Below are 18,253 nucleotides of genomic sequence, written 5' to 3' on the forward strand. Positions count from 1 at the left end.
CAGCGACAATTTTTAATTTACACATTTGTGAGTGGTTTTCATGGGTTTTAATTGCGGTATTGTTGGTCTGCCAAACGTAGGGAAATCTACCCTTTTCAATGCATTAACGAAAGCAGCGATTGCAGCGGAAAACTTCCCTTTCTGTACCATTGAACCAAACACAGGTATTGTTCCTGTACCAGATCCACGTTTAGACAAACTTGCTGCGATTGTTAAACCACAGCGTATTTTGCCAACTACAATGGAATTTGTGGACATTGCAGGTCTTGTTGCTGGTGCATCAAAAGGTGAAGGCTTAGGCAACCAATTCCTTGCTAACATCCGTGAAACTGATGCAATCGCTCATGTTGTACGTTGTTTCGAAGACGAAAACGTAATTCACGTAAATGGTAAAATTGATCCATTAGACGACATCGCAACTATCAATACTGAACTTGCACTTGCCGATCTTGAAACGGTTGCTAAAGCAATTTTACGTTTAACTAAAGTTGCTAAAGGCGGTGACAAAGAAGCTGTAGCAACTAAAGCAGTTTTAGAAAAAATCCAACCTTTACTTGACGAAGGTAAACCAGCTCGCGCGGCTGATTTGTCTGATGATGAACGTAAATTAGTTCGTGGTTTTGGTTTAATGACTTTAAAACCAACCATGTATATTGCAAATGTTGCAGAAGACGGTTTTGAAAACAATCCGCACTTAGACGCAGTAAAAAAACTTGCTGCGGAAGAAAACGCAATTGTTGTTCCACTTTGCAACCAAATCGAAGCTGAAATTTCATTATTAGAAGATGAAGATCGTGCTGAGTTCCTAGAAGCAATGGGCATGGAAGAACCGGGCTTAAATGTGGTTATTCGTGCAGGTTATGCACTTTTAGGTTTACAGACTTATTTCACTGCAGGTGTACAAGAAGTACGTGCATGGACAGTAAAAGTTGGTGCAACTGCTCCTCAAGCTGCTGGTGTTATTCATACTGACTTCGAAAAAGGCTTTATCCGTGCTGAAGTTGTTGCATATGATGACTTCGTACAATACAACGGTGAAAACGGCGCTAAAGAAGCTGGTAAATGGCGTTTAGAAGGTAAAACTTACGTTGTTCAAGATGGCGATGTAATGCACTTCCGTTTTAACGTATAAGTTAAAGCTCAAAAAAAAGCCCCAATATGTTGGGGCTTTTTTATATTTAATGGTTTACATCCATCATCTCTCGTTTACTGCGCGCTTCTTGTAAAATACGCGCATGCAAAGGCTTTCTAAAACCTAACATAAATATAAATTCTGCCAATACAAATAATGGCCCTATCGCAAGTCCAATCACATCATCAACAAAAGCAGGTTTTTTCTTTTCGAAATAATGCCCAACAAACTGAAAGCCCCAACCCACCACAAAGAAACCAATACTTGCCGCTAACCATTGTCCTAAAGGTAACTGGGCAATTTGGCTCACCAGTGGATACACAGCGGCTAAAAGAATCAGCATGAGTAAGCCAAATACTTTATCTAAAATAAAATAATAGATGGTACTAGCTGCAATCAGCACCATGGCTAAAGTAATTTTAAAGTTACCAATATCAATCCCTGCTTTCGCAGTTAAACATAGAATTGAAAACACGATGAGTGGAATACCAATAAAATGCGTCAAAATATTTTTATGATCTAAATGATAAGCCGCATATTTGCTAAGCTGTTGCTCCAGATTTGACATGAGTTATTCCCTATTCATCAACATATAGTCATACTGTACATATAAGGAAAACTTAAAGTTGTCAGCTATTTGACAAAGTAAAGAATCTTTTCATGGATGATCGAATATTGGACCTAATTTATATTAACCGACTAAAAGAAAATACATGGTTTAGTGTGCTTCCGGAAACATTCCAAAACTTTATTTTAGAACATGGCAAGCAAATCACCTTTGAGAAAAATAGCTATGTTTTCCATGCTCAAGATGTATTTGATGGTATTTATACAGTACTTGAAGGCTCAATTAGCTTGGGTTATGTCGATGTAAACGGTAATGAAGCTCTTTCTGCTATTGCTGAGCCGATTATGTGGTTTGGTGAAATATCACTGATTGACCATGAGCCACGATCGCATGACGCAATTGCTTTGAAAAAAAGTACAGTACTGCACGTTCCCGCAAAACCATTAAATGAACTACTCAATGAAAATCCCTATTATTGGTACTACTTTGCACGATTAACCAGCCAAAAACTCAGGTATGTTTTCTTAGAACAGATTGCGATACAAACACGCAGTATTTCTCAAAGGCTGGCTCAACGTCTTCTGTTCATTCTAGAAGGATATGGCAATCATATTCTTATTCAAGATCGTCACATTCATATTTCTCAAGAACAGTTGGCCAATATGCTGACCACATCTAGGCAAACGATCAATCATGAACTGAACCTACTCGAAAAGCAAAAGATCATCAAAATTGCTTTTAGAAAAATTGAGATTTTAGATATTGAGAGATTGAAAGGAGTTGCTCAAGCACAATCCTAATTTTTTAAAAGCGGCTAAATAATAAAAACTTAAAATTAAATTAAAAAATTAGATAACACTGCAAAACAACACATTGTTCAAACTCTATTTCCACAAAATAAATGTGTTAAAGCAGATATTTTCACCCTACACTCAAGCTGAGCAATAATACTCAACAAGGCGCTGATTAACATGAAAAAATTATCAACAATTCTTACAGCAGGCGTATTGGCTATGTTAAGTGTTTCGGCATTTGCATGTCCTAAAGGAACTCAACTACAAGGTGGTACAGGACCAAATCATAAAGGTGGAAAATGTGTAGTAGCACATGGAAAAGCTACCGCTCAAAAAGTGAAGAAAGAAGCAGCTAAAACTAAACAGGATGTAAAAAAAGATTTAACTACGCAAAAACATGACGCAATGACCAGTGCGACTCATGCACAACATGAATCACATCAAATGACTCACCAAATGAAGCAAGATGCTGTAAAAACTGCCAACACAGCTAAAGCTGCAACAAAACCATAATTATCATTCACCCACTATCGTTTAAAGCAAAAAAGCGAGATTGATCATCTCGCTTTTTTATATGTATAGGCTTTATTTAGGAGATGTGTTTCCTAAATTCGGATTTTCAATCGCTTCCTTACACTGCTGTTTATCACGCTCATAATCTGCCTGTTTTTGAGCAACCGAACTATTATTTTGAAGCGTTTCGCGCGCCCATACATCTAGACTCGTTAAAGCTTTACGGCAAAGCGCATATTTTCCTTCAGTGACCGAATCTGTCATTTTTACATTGATACGCCAGTCTGTACTTAATTGACGTAACGGTTTACGAACTTTGTCATCGATTTGGCTAAGCTGCTTTTCATAAACTAAATGCTCAACCGTGTTAATTAATGTCCATGCTTTTTGAGCATAAACAGTTGCATCATTGGTTAGTTTCGGTGCTGGCTTAATTTCTACTTTTTTTTCTGCACCTTGATTACCATTATCACAGCCCTGCAATGTAAAAATACCTGCACACATCATGGCGATATAAACTAAACGAATCTTTGCCTTGAACATATCAAACTGCCGATTAAACATTTCGGCACTATGCTATTAAATTCGGCTACAATACTCAATCTTTCAAGTATTTTTATCATTTGGTTTATTGCCAAGGTGTATTGTGTCCGAACAACAATTGATGCCTGCCCAAACGGCAACTTTTTGGCAAGGCGCCAAAGATAGCCAAGCTATCGTACTCACCTATTTACCCGTTTCTTTTGCCTTTGGCGTTTCTGCCTCTCAATTCGGTTTTACACCATGGGAAGCTTTTTTTCTATCTTGCTCAATGTATGCCGGCGCTAGCCAATTTTTAGTTGTTGCACTTTTGGCTAGCGGCTCATCCATCTGGCTAACAGCATTAACAGTTATTGCCCTCGATATTCGCCATGTCCTTTATGGACCAGCTTTATATAATCTAATTCCGAATAAATTAAATCTTAAGAAAACAGCAGTGTGGGCTTGGGGCTTAACAGATGAAGTTTTTGCTAGCGGAATGATCCAACTATCGCAGCGCAGACAGCAATGGTCCGAGTCATGGATGCTAGGCTTAAGTCTATTTAGTTGGATGGCTTGGGCAATCGGTTCTTTGTTAGGCGGATTATTTGCCGATCAAGTCGCTCATCTTCCAAAGTTTTTACAAGCAGCTTTAGATTTCTTATTACCTGCTTTATTTTTAAGCTTTTTATTAGCAGCATTTGAGCGAAAGCATAGCCTTGTTGTTGCTGTATCGTTATTAGTTTCAGCCTTGGCCTGTTATTGGATTAACTTATCAGCGGCTATCTTTATTGGTATTCTTTCAGGCATTTTAGCTGGTCTGTTTAAACACTACGTGCTAAAACAGCATGATGAGGTTGAGGTTTAATATGAACCTAGAAATTATTCTGGTAGGCATTATTGTGGGTATTGCCAACTTTGCTTCACGTTTCGGGCCATTTTTTGTAATACAAAAATTACAAGGTTCGCAGCAAAGACGCGGCTCAGTCTGGATCAAAATTGCTTTAGGAAGTATTGGTATCTCTGCAATTAGCGCTATGCTTGTGGTTGCAACTCTTCCACCACTCCTTGAAACCCCAGATAAAAGCTTAGCGATGCTGATCGGTTTTTTAGTTTTAGCAGGTCTTTATTTTAAATTTAAGAAAATCGTACCGGCAACTTTAACTGCCGCAATTGTTTATGGCCTGATTTATACTTATTTACCTTTATAAATAGATAAACTGATCTTCCTTATATAAAATAAAACCTAGCCAGAAGTATTTAAGATTGAAACTTCTGGCTTGAAAAATCTAATTTTTGAATTGATTAAAAAGATAACCTTAGCTACTTAATAGAGATAAAAATGTCACAAGTTAAAATTTATGCAAATGAACAAACCATTATGCAGTATCGAGAACTGCTTTCTCATGCAATCCATCAAGCACTTATTGAAGAATTGAAATATCCTGTTGAGAAAAGATTTCAACGTTTTATTAGTCTTAAGCCAGGGAATTTCATTTACCCTTCTGACCGAAGCCAACATTATATTATTATCGAGCTTTCAATGTTTGCAGGGCGCAGTCCAGCGACTAAAAAGCAACTCATTCAAACCCTATTTCGCAATATTCAAGAACAATGCAAAATTGCACCTCAAGATATCGAAATCACTATTTTTGAAACACCTAAGGAAAATTGGGGCATCCGTGGTAAAAATGCTGATGAATTGCTTTTAAACTATCAGGTTAATATCTAAATAGTACATTTTTAATTGTCCGACAAAATTACTTTTTTATGCGTTATAAGGCTTAACTCGACCATAAGTTCTGCTATGCTTAAAAAAATAATTTTGTCAGGATGATTCGCATGAGCGTGACACTCGGTACCCCACTTCAATCTTCTGCATTTAAAGTTTTATTGTTAGGTTCAGGAGAGCTTGGCAAAGAAGTTGTAATTTCCTTACAACGCCTTGGTGTAGAAGTACATGCAGCCGACCGTTATGATCATGCACCAGCCATGCAAGTTGCACATTACTCTTATGTGCTCAACATGGCCGATCCAACTGAGTTAAAACAGCTCATCGAAAAAATTAAACCGAATTTAATTGTCCCTGAAATTGAAGCAATTGCGACAGAAGTTTTACTTGAAGTTGAAGCAAGCCAAACCGCAACTGTGATCCCTTCTGCTAAAGCTGTAAATCTCACCATGAACCGTGAAGGCATTCGTCGTCTTGCGGCTGAAGAGCTTGGTTTACCTACTTCTGCTTATCGTTTTGCTGACTCTCTAGAAAGTTTCCGTGCTGCTTGTGATGATATTGGTTATCCAAACTTTGTAAAACCAGTCATGTCATCTTCAGGGAAAGGTCAGTCTCGTGTGAAAAGCTTTGACGAGGTCGATGCTGCTTGGGAATATGCGATGCAAGGTGGCCGGGTTAACCAAGGTACGGTCATTATTGAATCTCAAATTGATTTTGACTTTGAAATTACACTCCTTACCGTTCGCGCTAAAAACCCTGAAACAGGTGAAATTGAAACTCACTACTGTGACCCAATTGGTCATCGCCAAGATGCAGGCGACTATGTAGAAAGCTGGCAACCTCAGCCCATGACTGCGGCTGCACTTGAAGAAGCAAAACGTATTGCAAATAAAGTGACAACAGCACTGGGCGGTTGTGGTATTTTTGGTGTAGAGCTGTTTATTAAAGGCGATAAGGTCTGGTTCAGTGAAGTTTCACCTCGCCCACACGACACTGGCCTCGTAACACTAGCATCGCAATTTCAAAGCGAATTTGAGTTACATGCCCGTGCGATTTTAGGTTTACCTGTGAATACATCGCGCCATAGTGTAGCTGCAAGTGCAGTGATTTATGCGGGTGTAGATGCCAACAACTTAAGCTTTAGCGGTTTAAATACAGCATTAGCCCATCCAGATACTGACCTACGATTGTTTGGTAAGCCAGAAGGTTTCAAACGCCGTCGTATGGGTGTAGCAACTGCACGTGCAGAAAACACCGATCTTGCTCGTACTTTAGCGAAAGAAACCGCTGATCAAGTAAGCGTAAAAACCAACTCTTAATATTTATTTATTGGTAGACCCATTTTCATGATCAATACATCGCCATTGTTAAACTACGTTACAAGCCATCATGATATTAAAGCCATTAATCAGTGGCGAACGGATGTAGAAAAGCAATTGCAGGATTCATATGAAAATGGGCAATCTATTCGCGAAGTCATTAAAGCACGCTCAGACCTCGTTGACGAAGCACTGATCTTTTTATGGAAACATGCTGAACTGGATCAGACAGGGCTAGGTCTTTTTGCTGTGGGTGGTTATGGGCGACGTGAAATGTTGCCCTATTCTGACGTTGATATCATGATTTTATCGGAACATGAAATTAACGAAGAAAATGAAAAACGCATCTCTACTTTTATTTCCTCTTTATGGGATGTGGGTAATTTCAAACCCGGTATTAGCGTTCGCACCATTCAAAGCTGTGTTGAACAAGCCGCGACCGATTTAACCGTTGCAACCACTTTAATTGAAGCGCGATTAATTACGGGTAATAGTCAGCTTGCGAAATGGCCTCGCCGTATTGTTTCGCAAACATGGACAGATAAAACATTTTATGACGCAAAAATGGCAGAGCAAGCCAAGCGTTATCACCAACACAATAATACTGAAAGTAATTTAGAACCTGACATTAAAAATGCACCGGGTGGTATCCGAGATATTAACCAGATTGGCTGGATTGCTAAACGCCACTTCCGAGTAAACCGTATTTATGACTTAGTGCATTTAGGTTTCATTTCAGAGTTTGAACTTGCAGTTTTAGAAGAAGCTGAAAGTTTTCTTTGGGAAATCCGTCACCATTTACACCGTTTAGCCAAACGTGATGAAAATCGTTTACTCTTTGATCACCAAAGAGAGATCGCCGCTAAATTTGGGTATGTGCGCCAAGAAGGTCAACCTGTAAATTACGGTGTTGAACAATTCATGAAACGCTACTACCGTACGGCGCAACAGGTTTCAACCCTCAATGAAATGCTACTGGCGTATTTTAGCGAATCGGTCATTACCCCTCGTTTACCAAACTACGAACGCAAAATTGAAGAAGTTAACAATCATTTTAAAATTGTCGACAATAAACTTGCGGTACAGCATCATAAAATATTCGCAGAACACCCAAGCGCAATTTTAGAACTGTTCTATATTTTAGCCAATCGACCAGATATTGAAGGCATTCGCGCTCGAACTTTACGCTTACTCATTCTTGCTGCAAAACGAATCAACCAAAGTTATCGCGACAATCCAGAGCATCAAGCACTATTTATGTCGATTATTCGCTCACCGTATCGTCTATATGATACTTTGGTTGCGATGAAGCGTTATGGTGTTTTAGGAAACTACATCCCTGCTTTTGGCCAAATTATGGGCCTTATGCAATATGACCTATTCCATATCTATACAGTCGATGCTCACACATTATTATTACTTCGTAATTTAAACCGCTTTAGAGAACCTGAATTCGCTAAAGAATTCCCTGTGGTAAGTTCTGTTTTCCAACGTCTTGCCCGTCAAGATATTGTGTTTATTGCTGCTTTATTCCATGACATTGCAAAAGGTCGCGGTGGTGACCATAGTGAACTTGGTGCAGAAGATGCTATTGAGTTTGGACGTGCACATGGCTTTACAGAACGTGAATGCAAATTAATTGCATGGCTCATTCAAAACCATTTACTCATGTCTTTAACAGCTCAGAAAAAAGATATTTCTGATCCGGATGTTGTTAAAGATTTCGCTGAAAAACTTGGTGATATGGAGCATCTTGATTATCTATACACCTTAACAGTTGCCGATATTAATGCGACAAATCCAAAACTTTGGAATACATGGCGCGCCTCTCTCATGCGTCAACTTTATACGCATGCTCGTGATGTAATCCGTACTGGATTAGGTCGTCCTGTTGATTATCAAATGCTGATTGAAGATACCAAATTTGCAGCCAGTGAATTATTGGTAAATAACTTCTCATTGGCAGATGTCGAAAAAGTATGGCAAGAACTTGGTGATGAATACTTCATTAAAGAATCGGCAGATGAAATTGCATGGCACACACAAGCCATTTTAAAACATGGCGATAATCCTGAGCCATTAGTCCTCTTGCGTGCTCACCGTAAAGCAGCTCAAGATGCAGTACAAATCTTTATTTATACACGCGATCAACCTAACCTGTTTGCCACCACTGTTGCTGTTTTAGACCGAATGAACCTAGACGTTCAGGATGCAAAAATTATCACCGCAAGTACAGCTTTTAGCTTAGACACCTATGTTGTACTTGATCGTTTCGGTACGTTACTTACTGACCCAGAACGTGAAGAAACGGTTAAAAATGCTTTAGTGAAGGCACTTAGCCAACCAGATCAATACCCGGGGCTCATGCAGCGCCGTATTCCACGTCAATTACGTCACTTTGATATTGAAAATACAGTCGACGTAACATTGAATGAAGCGTTACAGCAAAATATGGTCGAAATTTCAACACTTGATCATCCCGGCCTACTTGCACGCGTGGGTGGTTTATTTATGATGCAAGGTTTAGACATCCATTCAGCCCGAATCGCAACTTTAGGTGAACGTGCAGAAGATATTTTCTTTGTCACCAAAAAGGATGGAAAACCGCTGAATAACGAAGAGGTCAAACTCTTCTCGGAAAAACTGAAAGCTGCATTAGATGAAGCATCTAATCAAATTTGTCAGCACTGAAACTCAACTACTTGGTAACTGTTTAATGAACTCTAGCTTGTCGTTATTACACCCGTATCCATTTGAAAAGTTAAACCAACTTTTTAAGGATATTACCCCAGCGAACCTTCCCTTGATTCCTCTATCAATTGGCGAACCGAAGCATCCAGCACCAGAGTTTGTTAAACAGGCTATTATTGATAACTTTAACCATCTATCAACTTATCCAAACAGCAAAGGCTTACCTGAGCTTCGCCAAAGCATTGCAGATTGGTTAACCAAGCGCTTTAAACTTAACAGTATTAGTGCTGAAAACCACATTTTGCCTGTGTCTGGTACTCGTGAAGGTATTTTCTCTTTTGTACAGGCGTTAATTAATCGTGAAGATGCACCTTATGTGGTGATGCCAAACCCGTTTTATCAAATTTACGAAGGTGCGGCATTACTTGCTGGTGCAAAGCCCTACTTCATTAATTGCACTGAAGAAAATGGTTACTTAGGCGACTTTGATGCTGTACCAGCCGAAGTTTGGAAAAAGACAGCTCTTCTTTTTGTATGCACACCAGGTAACCCAACAGGTACGGTACTTTCTAAAGAACAATTCAAAAAGCTGATTGCCTTATCTGATCAATATAATTTTGTTATTGCTTCTGATGAATGCTATTCAGAACTTTGGTTCGACCAAGCACCTACTGGTCTATTAGAAGTTTGTGCTGAACTTGGTCGTGATGACTATAAGAACTGTATCGTCTTCCATTCACTTTCAAAACGCTCAAATTTGCCGGGTCTACGCTCAGGTTTTGTAGCGGGTGATGCTGAATTATTAAAACCATATTTACAATACCGTACCTATCACGGCGCGGCAATGCCTGTTCAACATCAGCTCGCCTCAATTGCAGCATGGAATGATGAAAACCATGTTGAAGAAAACCGTAAGCAATATCGTGCAAAATTTGACTTATTTCAATCAGAGCTAGGTCATTTGCTTCCATTACAAAAGCCAGACGCTGGTTTCTATTACTGGTTAAAAGTCGATAATGATGAAACTTTTGCCAAGATGTTAATGGAAAAAGCACATATTAAAGTTTTACCGGGTCGTTATTTATCTCGTGATACCGCGCAAGGTAACCCAGGCGCCAACCATGTACGCATGGCTTTAGTGGCAGACTTAGCACAATGTGAAGAAGTGGTAAAACGCTTAAAAGCGATTCTGTAAGCATCTTCTTACCAGTTGTACAACCTTTTACTCAGGTTGTACAACTGGGCTATAACACTATTTATATGTAATCAAAAGCACAGCAAAAACAATAAAAGCGATACCAGAACAATAGTATGAACCTGTCGCAGAGCGCTTAATTTTGTCTAAAACTCGTCCCTGAGCAAGTAGTTTAACCAATAAGATATTCCAGATTAAAACCACTCCGACCATCCATGTACTCATGAGCAATTTTTGAAATAAGCTAAAATCCTTTTGAATAAGCAGCATTAAACTGCTGTAGAACATTATATTTTTAGGATTTAGAAGACTGGACTGCAAACCCAAAGCTAAGCTTTTAATCTTATTTTTATAACTGAACTCTTGTTTAACCAAAATATTTTCTTCAATCGTCATATTTACGTTAGCACCTTGGGCTGCTTTAAAACAAAGAAAACTCAGATAAGCTAAATATCCAGCCCCCATCCATTTAAGTACTAAAAGAATGGTTGTACTTAAATTGCCAAGCATCATAAATCCAAATAGACAAACCATTAAGATCAGGGCATTGCCCAAGGTAACTCCTAAAACAACACCATAGGTATAACGGCGACCTTTTTGCAAAAGACTAGTAAGAATAAGAAAAAAATCTGGACCTGGAGATAACAATGCTAAAAAGTGGGTAAAGGCAATAACCAAAAAAACTTCCATAACGATTTCATCTTTAAAACTGTATGGAGTAGCTTAAAAATAGCGAAAATTAATTTCTTGTAAATTATTGCGCGGCTGCAAGTTGGAACTGACGAGGAGTGATTCCTGTATGCGCTTTGAAAGCTTTATGAAAATGGCTCTGATCACTAAAACCTAAATTTATTGCCAATTCTGCGAGTGAGATTCCTTGTTTCAACTGGGCTCTAGCTTGATTAATTTTTAAATTAATTTGAAATGCATGTGGTGTTAGGCCAACATTGGCTTTAAATAAACGAATGATTGCATATCGGCTCAGGCCTACCTGCTCAGCAAGCGCTTCTAAAGAAATAAATCGCTCTGACGATTTAATAATATTAATCAAGTCCAAGAAATCTTCATACAAATATTGAGTTTTCTGTATTTCTTCCAATATGAAATGAGGAAGTAACAACTGAGTAAGGCAATAAATCAGTGATTGTTCTTTTTCAATAATTAACTTTTGAGGGTCGAATAAAGTCTCATTCATATCAGAAAAAGCCTGATATAAAGACTTATTTTTTATAATAAGAGGTCTATGCTGGGGTAAATTTAGATCAAACCCCTCTTTTTGAAACTCTGTAAACCATTGCTTAAGCCATGAGATATCCAAATGTAGCATCTGATAACTCCAAGCTTGATCTGGCAAAGGATTACATGAATGCTCAATATGTGCTGGTACAATAACCAAAGTACCAGCACCAATCTTTTGGGACGTACCAAATGAGCTTTGAAAAACGCTATTCCCCTCATCGATAGCCCCAATAGAAAAGGTTGGGTGACTATGTGGCTTATAACATGTTCGGCTAAAACAAGACCTTCTAGTTTCAACATAAGGCATTCGCCCATCTTGCCAAAACTCAAAGGCTGGAGGAATAGCGCTCATTTAAACGATTAACTCGCCAATGCTTTTTCAATGTCAGCTTCTAAAGCCTCTGGTTTAGTCGTAGGTGCATAGCGATTTAAAACAGCACCATCTTTACCTACCAAAAATTTGGTGAAGTTCCACTTAATACTACTACTGCCTAAAATACCTTTAGCTTCACGTGTTAAATATCTGAAAATCACGTGGGCTTCCGGGCCTTTTACATCAACTTTAGCAAACATGGGAAATTTCACCCCATAGTTACGCTGACAAAAACTACCGATTTCTTTATTAGTTCCCGGATCTTGCCCACCAAACTGATTGCAGGGAAAACCTAAAATTTCTAATCCTTGATCTTTATATTTTTCATAAAGCTTTTCAAGACCAGCAAATTGTGGTGTAAAACCACATTTACTTGCAGTATTTACAATTAGTAAAACTTTACCTTTGTAATCAGCCAATTGCTTAACTTCACCCTCTAATAGCTCAGCTTCAAACTGATAAATATTACTCATGGATAGGTTTCCTCATCATTTTTTTCTTGTGTTTTCAGTTGTAATGATGCCGAGTTTACACAATAGCGCAAACCAGTCGGCTGTGGTCCATCTTCAAATACATGCCCTAAATGAGCCTCGCAATCATGACAAACTATTTCCGTTCTGACCATACCATGCGTTAAATCTTCATGTTCATCAATGACAGCACCATTGATAGGACGGAAGAAACTTGGCCAGCCGCACCCGCTGTCATATTTTGTATCTGATGAGAACAATTCTGCTCCGCAGCAACGGCACACATAAGTGCCATGTTGCTTCGTATTCCAGTATTGCCCCGTAAATGCTGGTTCAGTGCCCTTTTGTCGCGTTATCCGATATTCTTCAGGTGATAACTCTCTTTGCCATTCTCGGTCTGTTTTATTAACTTTTCCCATGACCTGCACCTTTTATTCTGATGTAAACATAAATTGATAAACGTATTTTATATTTACGCCATTCATCAAAAAAACACTAGTCTCTGAACGTAAAAATTGTTGGAATTTAAACATCTAAGCCATAGAAAGCAAAAAGTAAGCAAAATACAAAAGTAAAAGTAAGCAAATTTACATTTTATTTTCTTCCAAGGAAGCAAAGATGGTGCTATTCTTGTGTGGCACGGTTGTACAGGACAAAACATGTCTCAGAAAAAAAGTGTGCTTTTCCAGCAACTACTACCAGTTATTAAACAATATCAACAATCGGGTTTTACCCATGAAAAAATTGTTGAACTATTGAAAGATCAACATGATCTGAATTTGGTAACAGTTAAAACATTTAAAAGTTATTTATACCGATATGCAAAAGTGAATCCAGCTATGTCTAAAAATACTGCTACTCTCCAATCCATGCCAACTTCTCGAGAAATTAAAAAATCATCGAAGCTTGAGCATGTTTGCTATGACATTCGTGGACCAGTATTGCGAGCCGCCAATGAAATGGAAGAGCAAGGACATAAAATTATTAAGCTGAATATCGGCAACCCTGCTCCATTTGGCTTTGAAGCACCACAAGAAATTATTAATGACGTTGCTTTAAACCTGCCAAATGCGATTGGTTATGTAGATTCAAAAGGTATCTTTCCGGCACGTAAAGCGATCTGCCAGTACTACCAGCAAAAAGGTATCTTAAATATGCACGTTAATGACGTGTATGTGGGTAACGGTGTGTCTGAGCTCATCGTCATGGCTATGCAAGGCCTATTAGATGACGGAGATGAAATGCTTATTCCAATGCCGGATTACCCGCTTTGGACAGCAGCCGTTAATCTTTCAGGTGGTACAGCAATTCACTACAAATGTGATGAAGAAAATAGCTGGTATCCGGATATTGCTGATATTGAAAGTAAAATTACTCCGAGCACTCGTGGTATTGTCATTATTAACCCGAATAACCCGACGGGTTCGGTATACCCACGTCATATTCTTGAACAGATTGTAGCGCTTGCGAAAAAATACGATCTAATTTTATTTGCTGATGAAATTTACGACAAAATTATTTATGACGGTATTGAACATGTTTCAGTAGCATCATTAGCGGGCGACCAACTTTGTGTATCTTTTAACGGCCTATCAAAAGCTTATCGTATTGCAGGCTTCCGCTCAGGTTGGATGGCAATCACTGGCGATAAAAGCCGTGCTGCCGACTATATCGAAGGATTAGACATGTTGGCATCAATGCGTCTATGTGCAAACGTTCAAGCTCAATATGCAATCCAAACTGCCCTAGGCGGTTATCAATCTATTAATGACTTGATCCGTCCCGGTGGTCGTTTATACGAACAACGCAATATCGCTTGGGAAATGCTTAATGAGATTCCTGGGGTGAGCTGTGTAAAACCAGATGGAGCAATGTACTGTTTCCCACGCCTCGATCCAAACATCTACCCAATCGAAGATGATGAAAAACTAATGCTTGATTTGCTGCGCGCAGAAAAAGTTTTATTGGTTCAAGGCACGGGCTTTAACTGGCCAACACCCGATCATTTCCGTGTGGTTTTCCTACCTGCCGAAAATGAATTACGTGAAGCAATTACACGACTAGGCCGTTTCTTAGCCAACCGTCGTTAAAAAAATGCATAATAAAAAAGGCATCTTAAACTAGGTGCCTTTTTTATAATTCTGGTTTATTCATTTTTACAAAAAAAAGGATTATAAATCTTCCCCACACCTTACTCTCCAAAAATAAGATATTGAAGTTAAAATATTTTTGTAAACCTATTCATTTTTTTAAGTGTAAAAGATAGTGCACGTTTTTATCCATATATTTTTTACCATACGTTCAAAATTACTTATATTCTGTTAACTTAGCCAATTTTTATTATGCAAAAAATGCATGGTTCAATATATTTTTGCATTTCACACTGCTTCAAAATCGAGCAACAATCCCTCTCCATAACAACATCGCCATATTCGATTCGGTTAAAACAGATACAGATCTAGGAAGATAAAATCGTTAAAACGACCGGACTGAACTAACAAGGAAAGCTTTCAATTATCCAAATCCCATCAAAGGATGATTGAATCAAATGGATAGAGGTTCATATGAAGCAAAAGAAATTGCTCAAGTATATTGTTATTGCTATTTTACTTGGCGTACTAACAGGTTGGATTTGTCACCACTTCTTCAATGAAGGTGAACAACTCAAACAGATCGCTTCTTATTTCAACATTGGTACAGACATCTTTTTGCGTCTTATCAAAATGATTATTGCTCCATTGGTATTTGCCACAATTGTTTCGGGCATTGTCTCAATGGGAAAATCAACATCAATCGGCAGTATTACTGTTAAGTCGATGACTTGGTTCATTACCGCCTCGTTTGTATCGCTTGCGATCGGCATGGGCTTAGCAAACTTTTTCCAACCTGGTGCGGCTCTAGATTTAGCATTACCAACAGCTCAGCAATTGAGTGGCGCTTCTCTTCCTACAACGAGTGGTTTTACCCTGCAATCATTCATCAGCCACGTGTTCCCTCGCAGCATTGCAGAAGCAATGGCAAATAATGATATTTTACAGGTCCTTGTTTTCTCTATTTTCTTTGGCTCAGCTCTCGCTTTTGTAAATCAAGGCAAAGAAAAAGATTCAGTGATTATTCGTTTGACTGATGAACTAAGCAAGATCATGTTCCGCATTACCGATTACGTCATGATGTTTGCACCTGTAGCAGTATTTGCAGCAATCGCTTCAGCAATTACCGTACAAGGTTTAGGCTTGATTGTTGATTATGGCATCTTAATCGCAGAGTTCTACTTCGGTCTTTTATTACTGTGGATCATCTTATTCTCTGTCGGTGCAATCGTACTTAAAAAAGATATCTTTCGCTTAGGCAAATTAATTCGTGAACCTGTAACGCTCGCTTTTGCTACAGCTTCAAGCGAGTCAGCCTACCCTAAAGTAATGGATGCACTAAATAAGTTTGGTGTGCCTAAAAAAGTAACGAGCTTCGTATTACCTTTAGGCTATTCATTTAACCTAGATGGTTCAATGATGTACACCACGTTTGCAGTACTCTTTATTGCTCAAGCGTACAATATTGATCTTAGCTTTACTCAACAAATCTTAATTTTGTTAACTCTTATGGTAACAAGTAAAGGTATTGCAGGTGTTTCACGAGCTTCAATTGTCGTTATTTCAGCAACACTCACCATGTTCCATTTGCCTGAAGCTGGCATCCTCTTATTGCTCGGTATCGATCAGTTCCTTGATATGGGCCGTACTGCAACAAATGTAGTTGGTAACAGTATTGCGACCGCAGTTGTTGCTAAGCTTGAAGGCGACAAAGTGACCGACACTGAAGAATTACCAGAACCTGTATTAATTAAATCAACTCAAGAACAAACGATCGCTTAAGTTTCTCTTTTCTCCCACTCTCCCAACTTAAGAGCAATTTTATATGACCTTATAAAATTGCTCTTTTTTTATTCTAAAGTTAAGTGTTAGAAATACGCACATATTTTTATATTAAATAATGATTTTAAAGTGCTATTAAATTTTCTTAAATTAAACCTTAAAAAGAGAATAAAAATTACGCAAACAAAATTTATATTATTGAAAATAAATATTAAATGATTAATTTTTAATTCACTTTATTTACACTTAATTATATTAATTTAATAAAATTAATATTTAGTTCATTTCTAAAAATTACAAAAAATAGATAGGTTAAATTATAACAATAAAAATCAACAATATAAAAATACCGACTGGTAAATTAAAGTTCTATCCACCCTATTATTTTTTAATTTTATAAAGATAAAAAAATCATTTGTTTTAGTTATATTAAAAAATAAACAAATCGAGATAAATTAGAAAAACTTAATAGATTTTTTATTTTATTCATGTTATTTATTAACGCTAAATAAAAGCAATGACTAAGCTATTGTTGATGAAACAAAATGCTATTCAGGGATGCTTCTTATTCAAACAAGTTATGAATATGTTTTACATGGTATGTATTTTGCTTAGGAAAAGCAGACTTATTCAACAAACTTTTACTTCGTCACTTCATAAGGATATTTTCGATGTTGACTAAAACTGTTAAATCTTTAGGTTTAGCGATGGGCTTATTGGCCTGCTCTCTCCCACTTTATGCAAAAAATAATGTTGTTGTTGTTGCAACTGGCGGTACTATCGCTGGTGCTGGCGCAAGCTCGGCAAACAGTGCAACTTATACTGCTGCAAAGGTTCCTGTTGATACGCTAATCAATGCAGTTCCACAAATCAAAGATTTAGCAAATGTAACTGGTATTCAAGCATTACAAATCGCTTCTGAGAGTATTACTGATAAGGAATTATTAGAAATTGCTCGTCAAGTTAATGAACTTGTTAAAAAGCCATCTGTTAATGGTGTCGTGATTACACATGGTACAGATACTTTAGAAGAGACAGCATTTTTCTTAAATTTGGTTGTTCATACTGATAAACCAATTGTACTTGTTGGTTCAATGCGTCCTTCAACTGCTCTTTCAGCAGATGGTCCACTTAACCTTTATAGTGCAGTTGCTTTAGCAGCTTCCGATGACGCAAAAAATAAGGGCGTTATGGTTCTCATGAACGACTCTATTTTTGCTGCACGTGATGTAACTAAAGGCATTAACATCCATACAAATGCTTTTGTTAGCCAATGGGGTGCTTTAGGTACATTAGTTGAAGGCAAGCCGTACTGGTTTAGACAATCTGTAAAACGTCATACCAATGCTTCAGAATTTAATATTGAAAATATTAAAGGTGATGCACTTCCAACTGTACAGATCGTTTATGGTTCGGACTCTATGCTTCCAGATGCATATGAAGCGTATGCAAAAGCTGGTGCTAAAGCGATTATTAACGCTGGTACAGGTAACGGCTCTGTACCAAAATATATCGTACCAACCTTACAAAATCTTCACGACAAAAACGGTATCCAAATTATCCGTTCATCACGTGTTGCACAAGGTTTTGTATTACGTGATGCAGAACAACCTGACTCTAAATATGGCTGGGTAGCAGCACATGATTTAAACCCACAAAAAGCGCGTCTTCTTGCAGCCTTAGCTCTTACTAAGACGAATGATACGAAAGAAATTCAACGCATGTTCTGGCAGTACTAAGCTTTTCAACCAGTCCAGACATAAGGTTTGGACTGGTCCTATTTAATAAAAATAAGCTCTTTTATATTAAATCTGTACAATAGATGTTCAAATCATT

The 18,253-nt window shown here is 38.0% G+C and carries 18 protein-coding genes; 12 read left to right on the forward strand and 6 right to left on the reverse strand.

Annotated features, from left to right (window positions below; translation table 11 throughout):
- Positions 1-40: 40 nt before the first annotated feature.
- Positions 41-1,132, forward strand: coding sequence for a redox-regulated ATPase YchF (ychF, locus tag POD11_RS08500; RefSeq protein ID WP_004642544.1), 1,092 nt, complete (start codon positions 41-43; stop codon positions 1,130-1,132).
- Positions 1,133-1,178: 46 nt separating this feature from the next.
- On the opposite strand, the gene POD11_RS08505 is transcribed toward ychF, so the two are convergent.
- Positions 1,179-1,700 carry an Mpo1 family 2-hydroxy fatty acid dioxygenase gene (locus POD11_RS08505; RefSeq protein ID WP_262456930.1) on the reverse strand — a complete coding sequence of 174 codons (522 nt, stop codon included), beginning with the start codon at positions 1,698-1,700 and terminating at the stop codon, positions 1,179-1,181.
- A 92-nt stretch (positions 1,701-1,792) separates the two neighbouring features.
- On the opposite strand from POD11_RS08505, the gene POD11_RS08510 reads away from it, so the two are divergent.
- The gene (locus POD11_RS08510; RefSeq protein WP_262456931.1) at positions 1,793-2,500 is read left to right on the forward strand and encodes a Crp/Fnr family transcriptional regulator; all 708 of its coding nucleotides are present in this window, start codon (positions 1,793-1,795) and stop codon (positions 2,498-2,500) included.
- 171 nt (positions 2,501-2,671) lie between these two features.
- Positions 2,672-3,007, forward strand: a complete 336-nt coding sequence (locus tag POD11_RS08515) for a hypothetical protein (protein ID WP_262456932.1) — start codon at positions 2,672-2,674, stop codon at positions 3,005-3,007.
- 72 nt (positions 3,008-3,079) lie between these two features.
- Here the strand turns inward: POD11_RS08515 and POD11_RS08520 are convergent, their stop codons facing one another.
- Positions 3,080-3,550 (reverse strand): hypothetical protein, encoded by a 471-nt coding sequence (locus POD11_RS08520; RefSeq protein ID WP_262456933.1) that lies wholly within the window; start codon positions 3,548-3,550, stop codon positions 3,080-3,082.
- A gap of 121 nt (positions 3,551-3,671) precedes the next feature.
- Here POD11_RS08520 and POD11_RS08525 point away from each other — a divergent pair, with 121 nt between their 5' ends.
- The 6 genes from POD11_RS08525 (at position 3,672) to dapC (ending at position 10,463) form a co-directional block, all read left to right on the forward strand.
- On the forward strand, positions 3,672-4,394 hold the full coding sequence (locus POD11_RS08525; protein ID WP_262456999.1) for an AzlC family ABC transporter permease: 723 nt from the start codon (positions 3,672-3,674) through the stop codon (positions 4,392-4,394).
- Between the two features lies 1 nt (position 4,395).
- On the forward strand, positions 4,396-4,737 hold the full coding sequence (gene ygaH, locus POD11_RS08530) for an L-valine transporter subunit YgaH (RefSeq protein WP_057105800.1): 342 nt from the start codon (positions 4,396-4,398) through the stop codon (positions 4,735-4,737).
- Between the two features lie 131 nt (positions 4,738-4,868).
- Positions 4,869-5,258 carry a tautomerase family protein gene (locus POD11_RS08535; protein ID WP_125739966.1) on the forward strand — a complete coding sequence of 130 codons (390 nt, stop codon included), beginning with the start codon at positions 4,869-4,871 and terminating at the stop codon, positions 5,256-5,258.
- A gap of 101 nt (positions 5,259-5,359) precedes the next feature.
- Complete coding sequence (gene purT, locus POD11_RS08540) at positions 5,360-6,577, forward strand: formate-dependent phosphoribosylglycinamide formyltransferase (protein ID WP_262456934.1); 1,218 nt, start codon at positions 5,360-5,362, stop codon at positions 6,575-6,577.
- A gap of 27 nt (positions 6,578-6,604) precedes the next feature.
- Complete coding sequence (glnD, locus tag POD11_RS08545) at positions 6,605-9,268, forward strand: [protein-PII] uridylyltransferase (RefSeq protein WP_262456935.1); 2,664 nt, start codon at positions 6,605-6,607, stop codon at positions 9,266-9,268.
- Between the two features lie 25 nt (positions 9,269-9,293).
- Positions 9,294-10,463, forward strand: a complete 1,170-nt coding sequence (dapC, locus tag POD11_RS08550) for a succinyldiaminopimelate transaminase (protein ID WP_262457000.1) — start codon at positions 9,294-9,296, stop codon at positions 10,461-10,463.
- Between the two features lie 57 nt (positions 10,464-10,520).
- On the opposite strand, the gene POD11_RS08555 is transcribed toward dapC, so the two are convergent.
- The 4 genes from POD11_RS08555 to msrB all read right to left on the reverse strand — a co-directional run bounded on the left by POD11_RS08555 (position 10,521) and on the right by msrB (position 12,964).
- Positions 10,521-11,153: a LysE family translocator gene (locus tag POD11_RS08555; protein WP_262456936.1), complete on the reverse strand. Its 633-nt coding sequence runs from the start codon at positions 11,151-11,153 to the stop codon at positions 10,521-10,523.
- 64 nt (positions 11,154-11,217) lie between these two features.
- Entirely contained in the window at positions 11,218-12,054 is an 837-nt protein-coding gene (locus POD11_RS08560; RefSeq protein ID WP_262456937.1) for an AraC family transcriptional regulator, read from the reverse strand.
- An 8-nt stretch (positions 12,055-12,062) separates the two neighbouring features.
- The gene (locus POD11_RS08565) at positions 12,063-12,548 is read right to left on the reverse strand and encodes a glutathione peroxidase (protein ID WP_016141283.1); all 486 of its coding nucleotides are present in this window, start codon (positions 12,546-12,548) and stop codon (positions 12,063-12,065) included.
- Positions 12,545-12,964: a peptide-methionine (R)-S-oxide reductase MsrB gene (gene msrB, locus POD11_RS08570; protein WP_016141284.1), complete on the reverse strand. Its 420-nt coding sequence runs from the start codon at positions 12,962-12,964 to the stop codon at positions 12,545-12,547. Before msrB ends, POD11_RS08565 begins: the two co-directional genes overlap by 4 nt.
- 240 nt (positions 12,965-13,204) lie before the next feature.
- Between msrB and POD11_RS08575 the strand changes: the two genes are divergently transcribed.
- From POD11_RS08575 to POD11_RS08585, 3 genes are all read left to right on the forward strand, one after another.
- Positions 13,205-14,635: a pyridoxal phosphate-dependent aminotransferase gene (locus POD11_RS08575; RefSeq protein ID WP_239969988.1), complete on the forward strand. Its 1,431-nt coding sequence runs from the start codon at positions 13,205-13,207 to the stop codon at positions 14,633-14,635.
- A gap of 474 nt (positions 14,636-15,109) precedes the next feature.
- A complete protein-coding gene (locus tag POD11_RS08580) occupies positions 15,110-16,417 on the forward strand; it encodes a dicarboxylate/amino acid:cation symporter (RefSeq protein ID WP_016141286.1) in 1,308 nt (435 codons plus the stop codon).
- Positions 16,418-17,088: 671 nt separating this feature from the next.
- Entirely contained in the window at positions 17,089-18,156 is a 1,068-nt protein-coding gene (locus tag POD11_RS08585; RefSeq protein WP_014206524.1) for a type II asparaginase, read from the forward strand.
- Positions 18,157-18,253 lie beyond the last annotated feature (97 nt).

The organism is Acinetobacter sp. P1(2023), assembly GCF_028367635.1.
GTDB classification, from domain to species: domain Bacteria; phylum Pseudomonadota; class Gammaproteobacteria; order Pseudomonadales; family Moraxellaceae; genus Acinetobacter; species Acinetobacter pittii_E.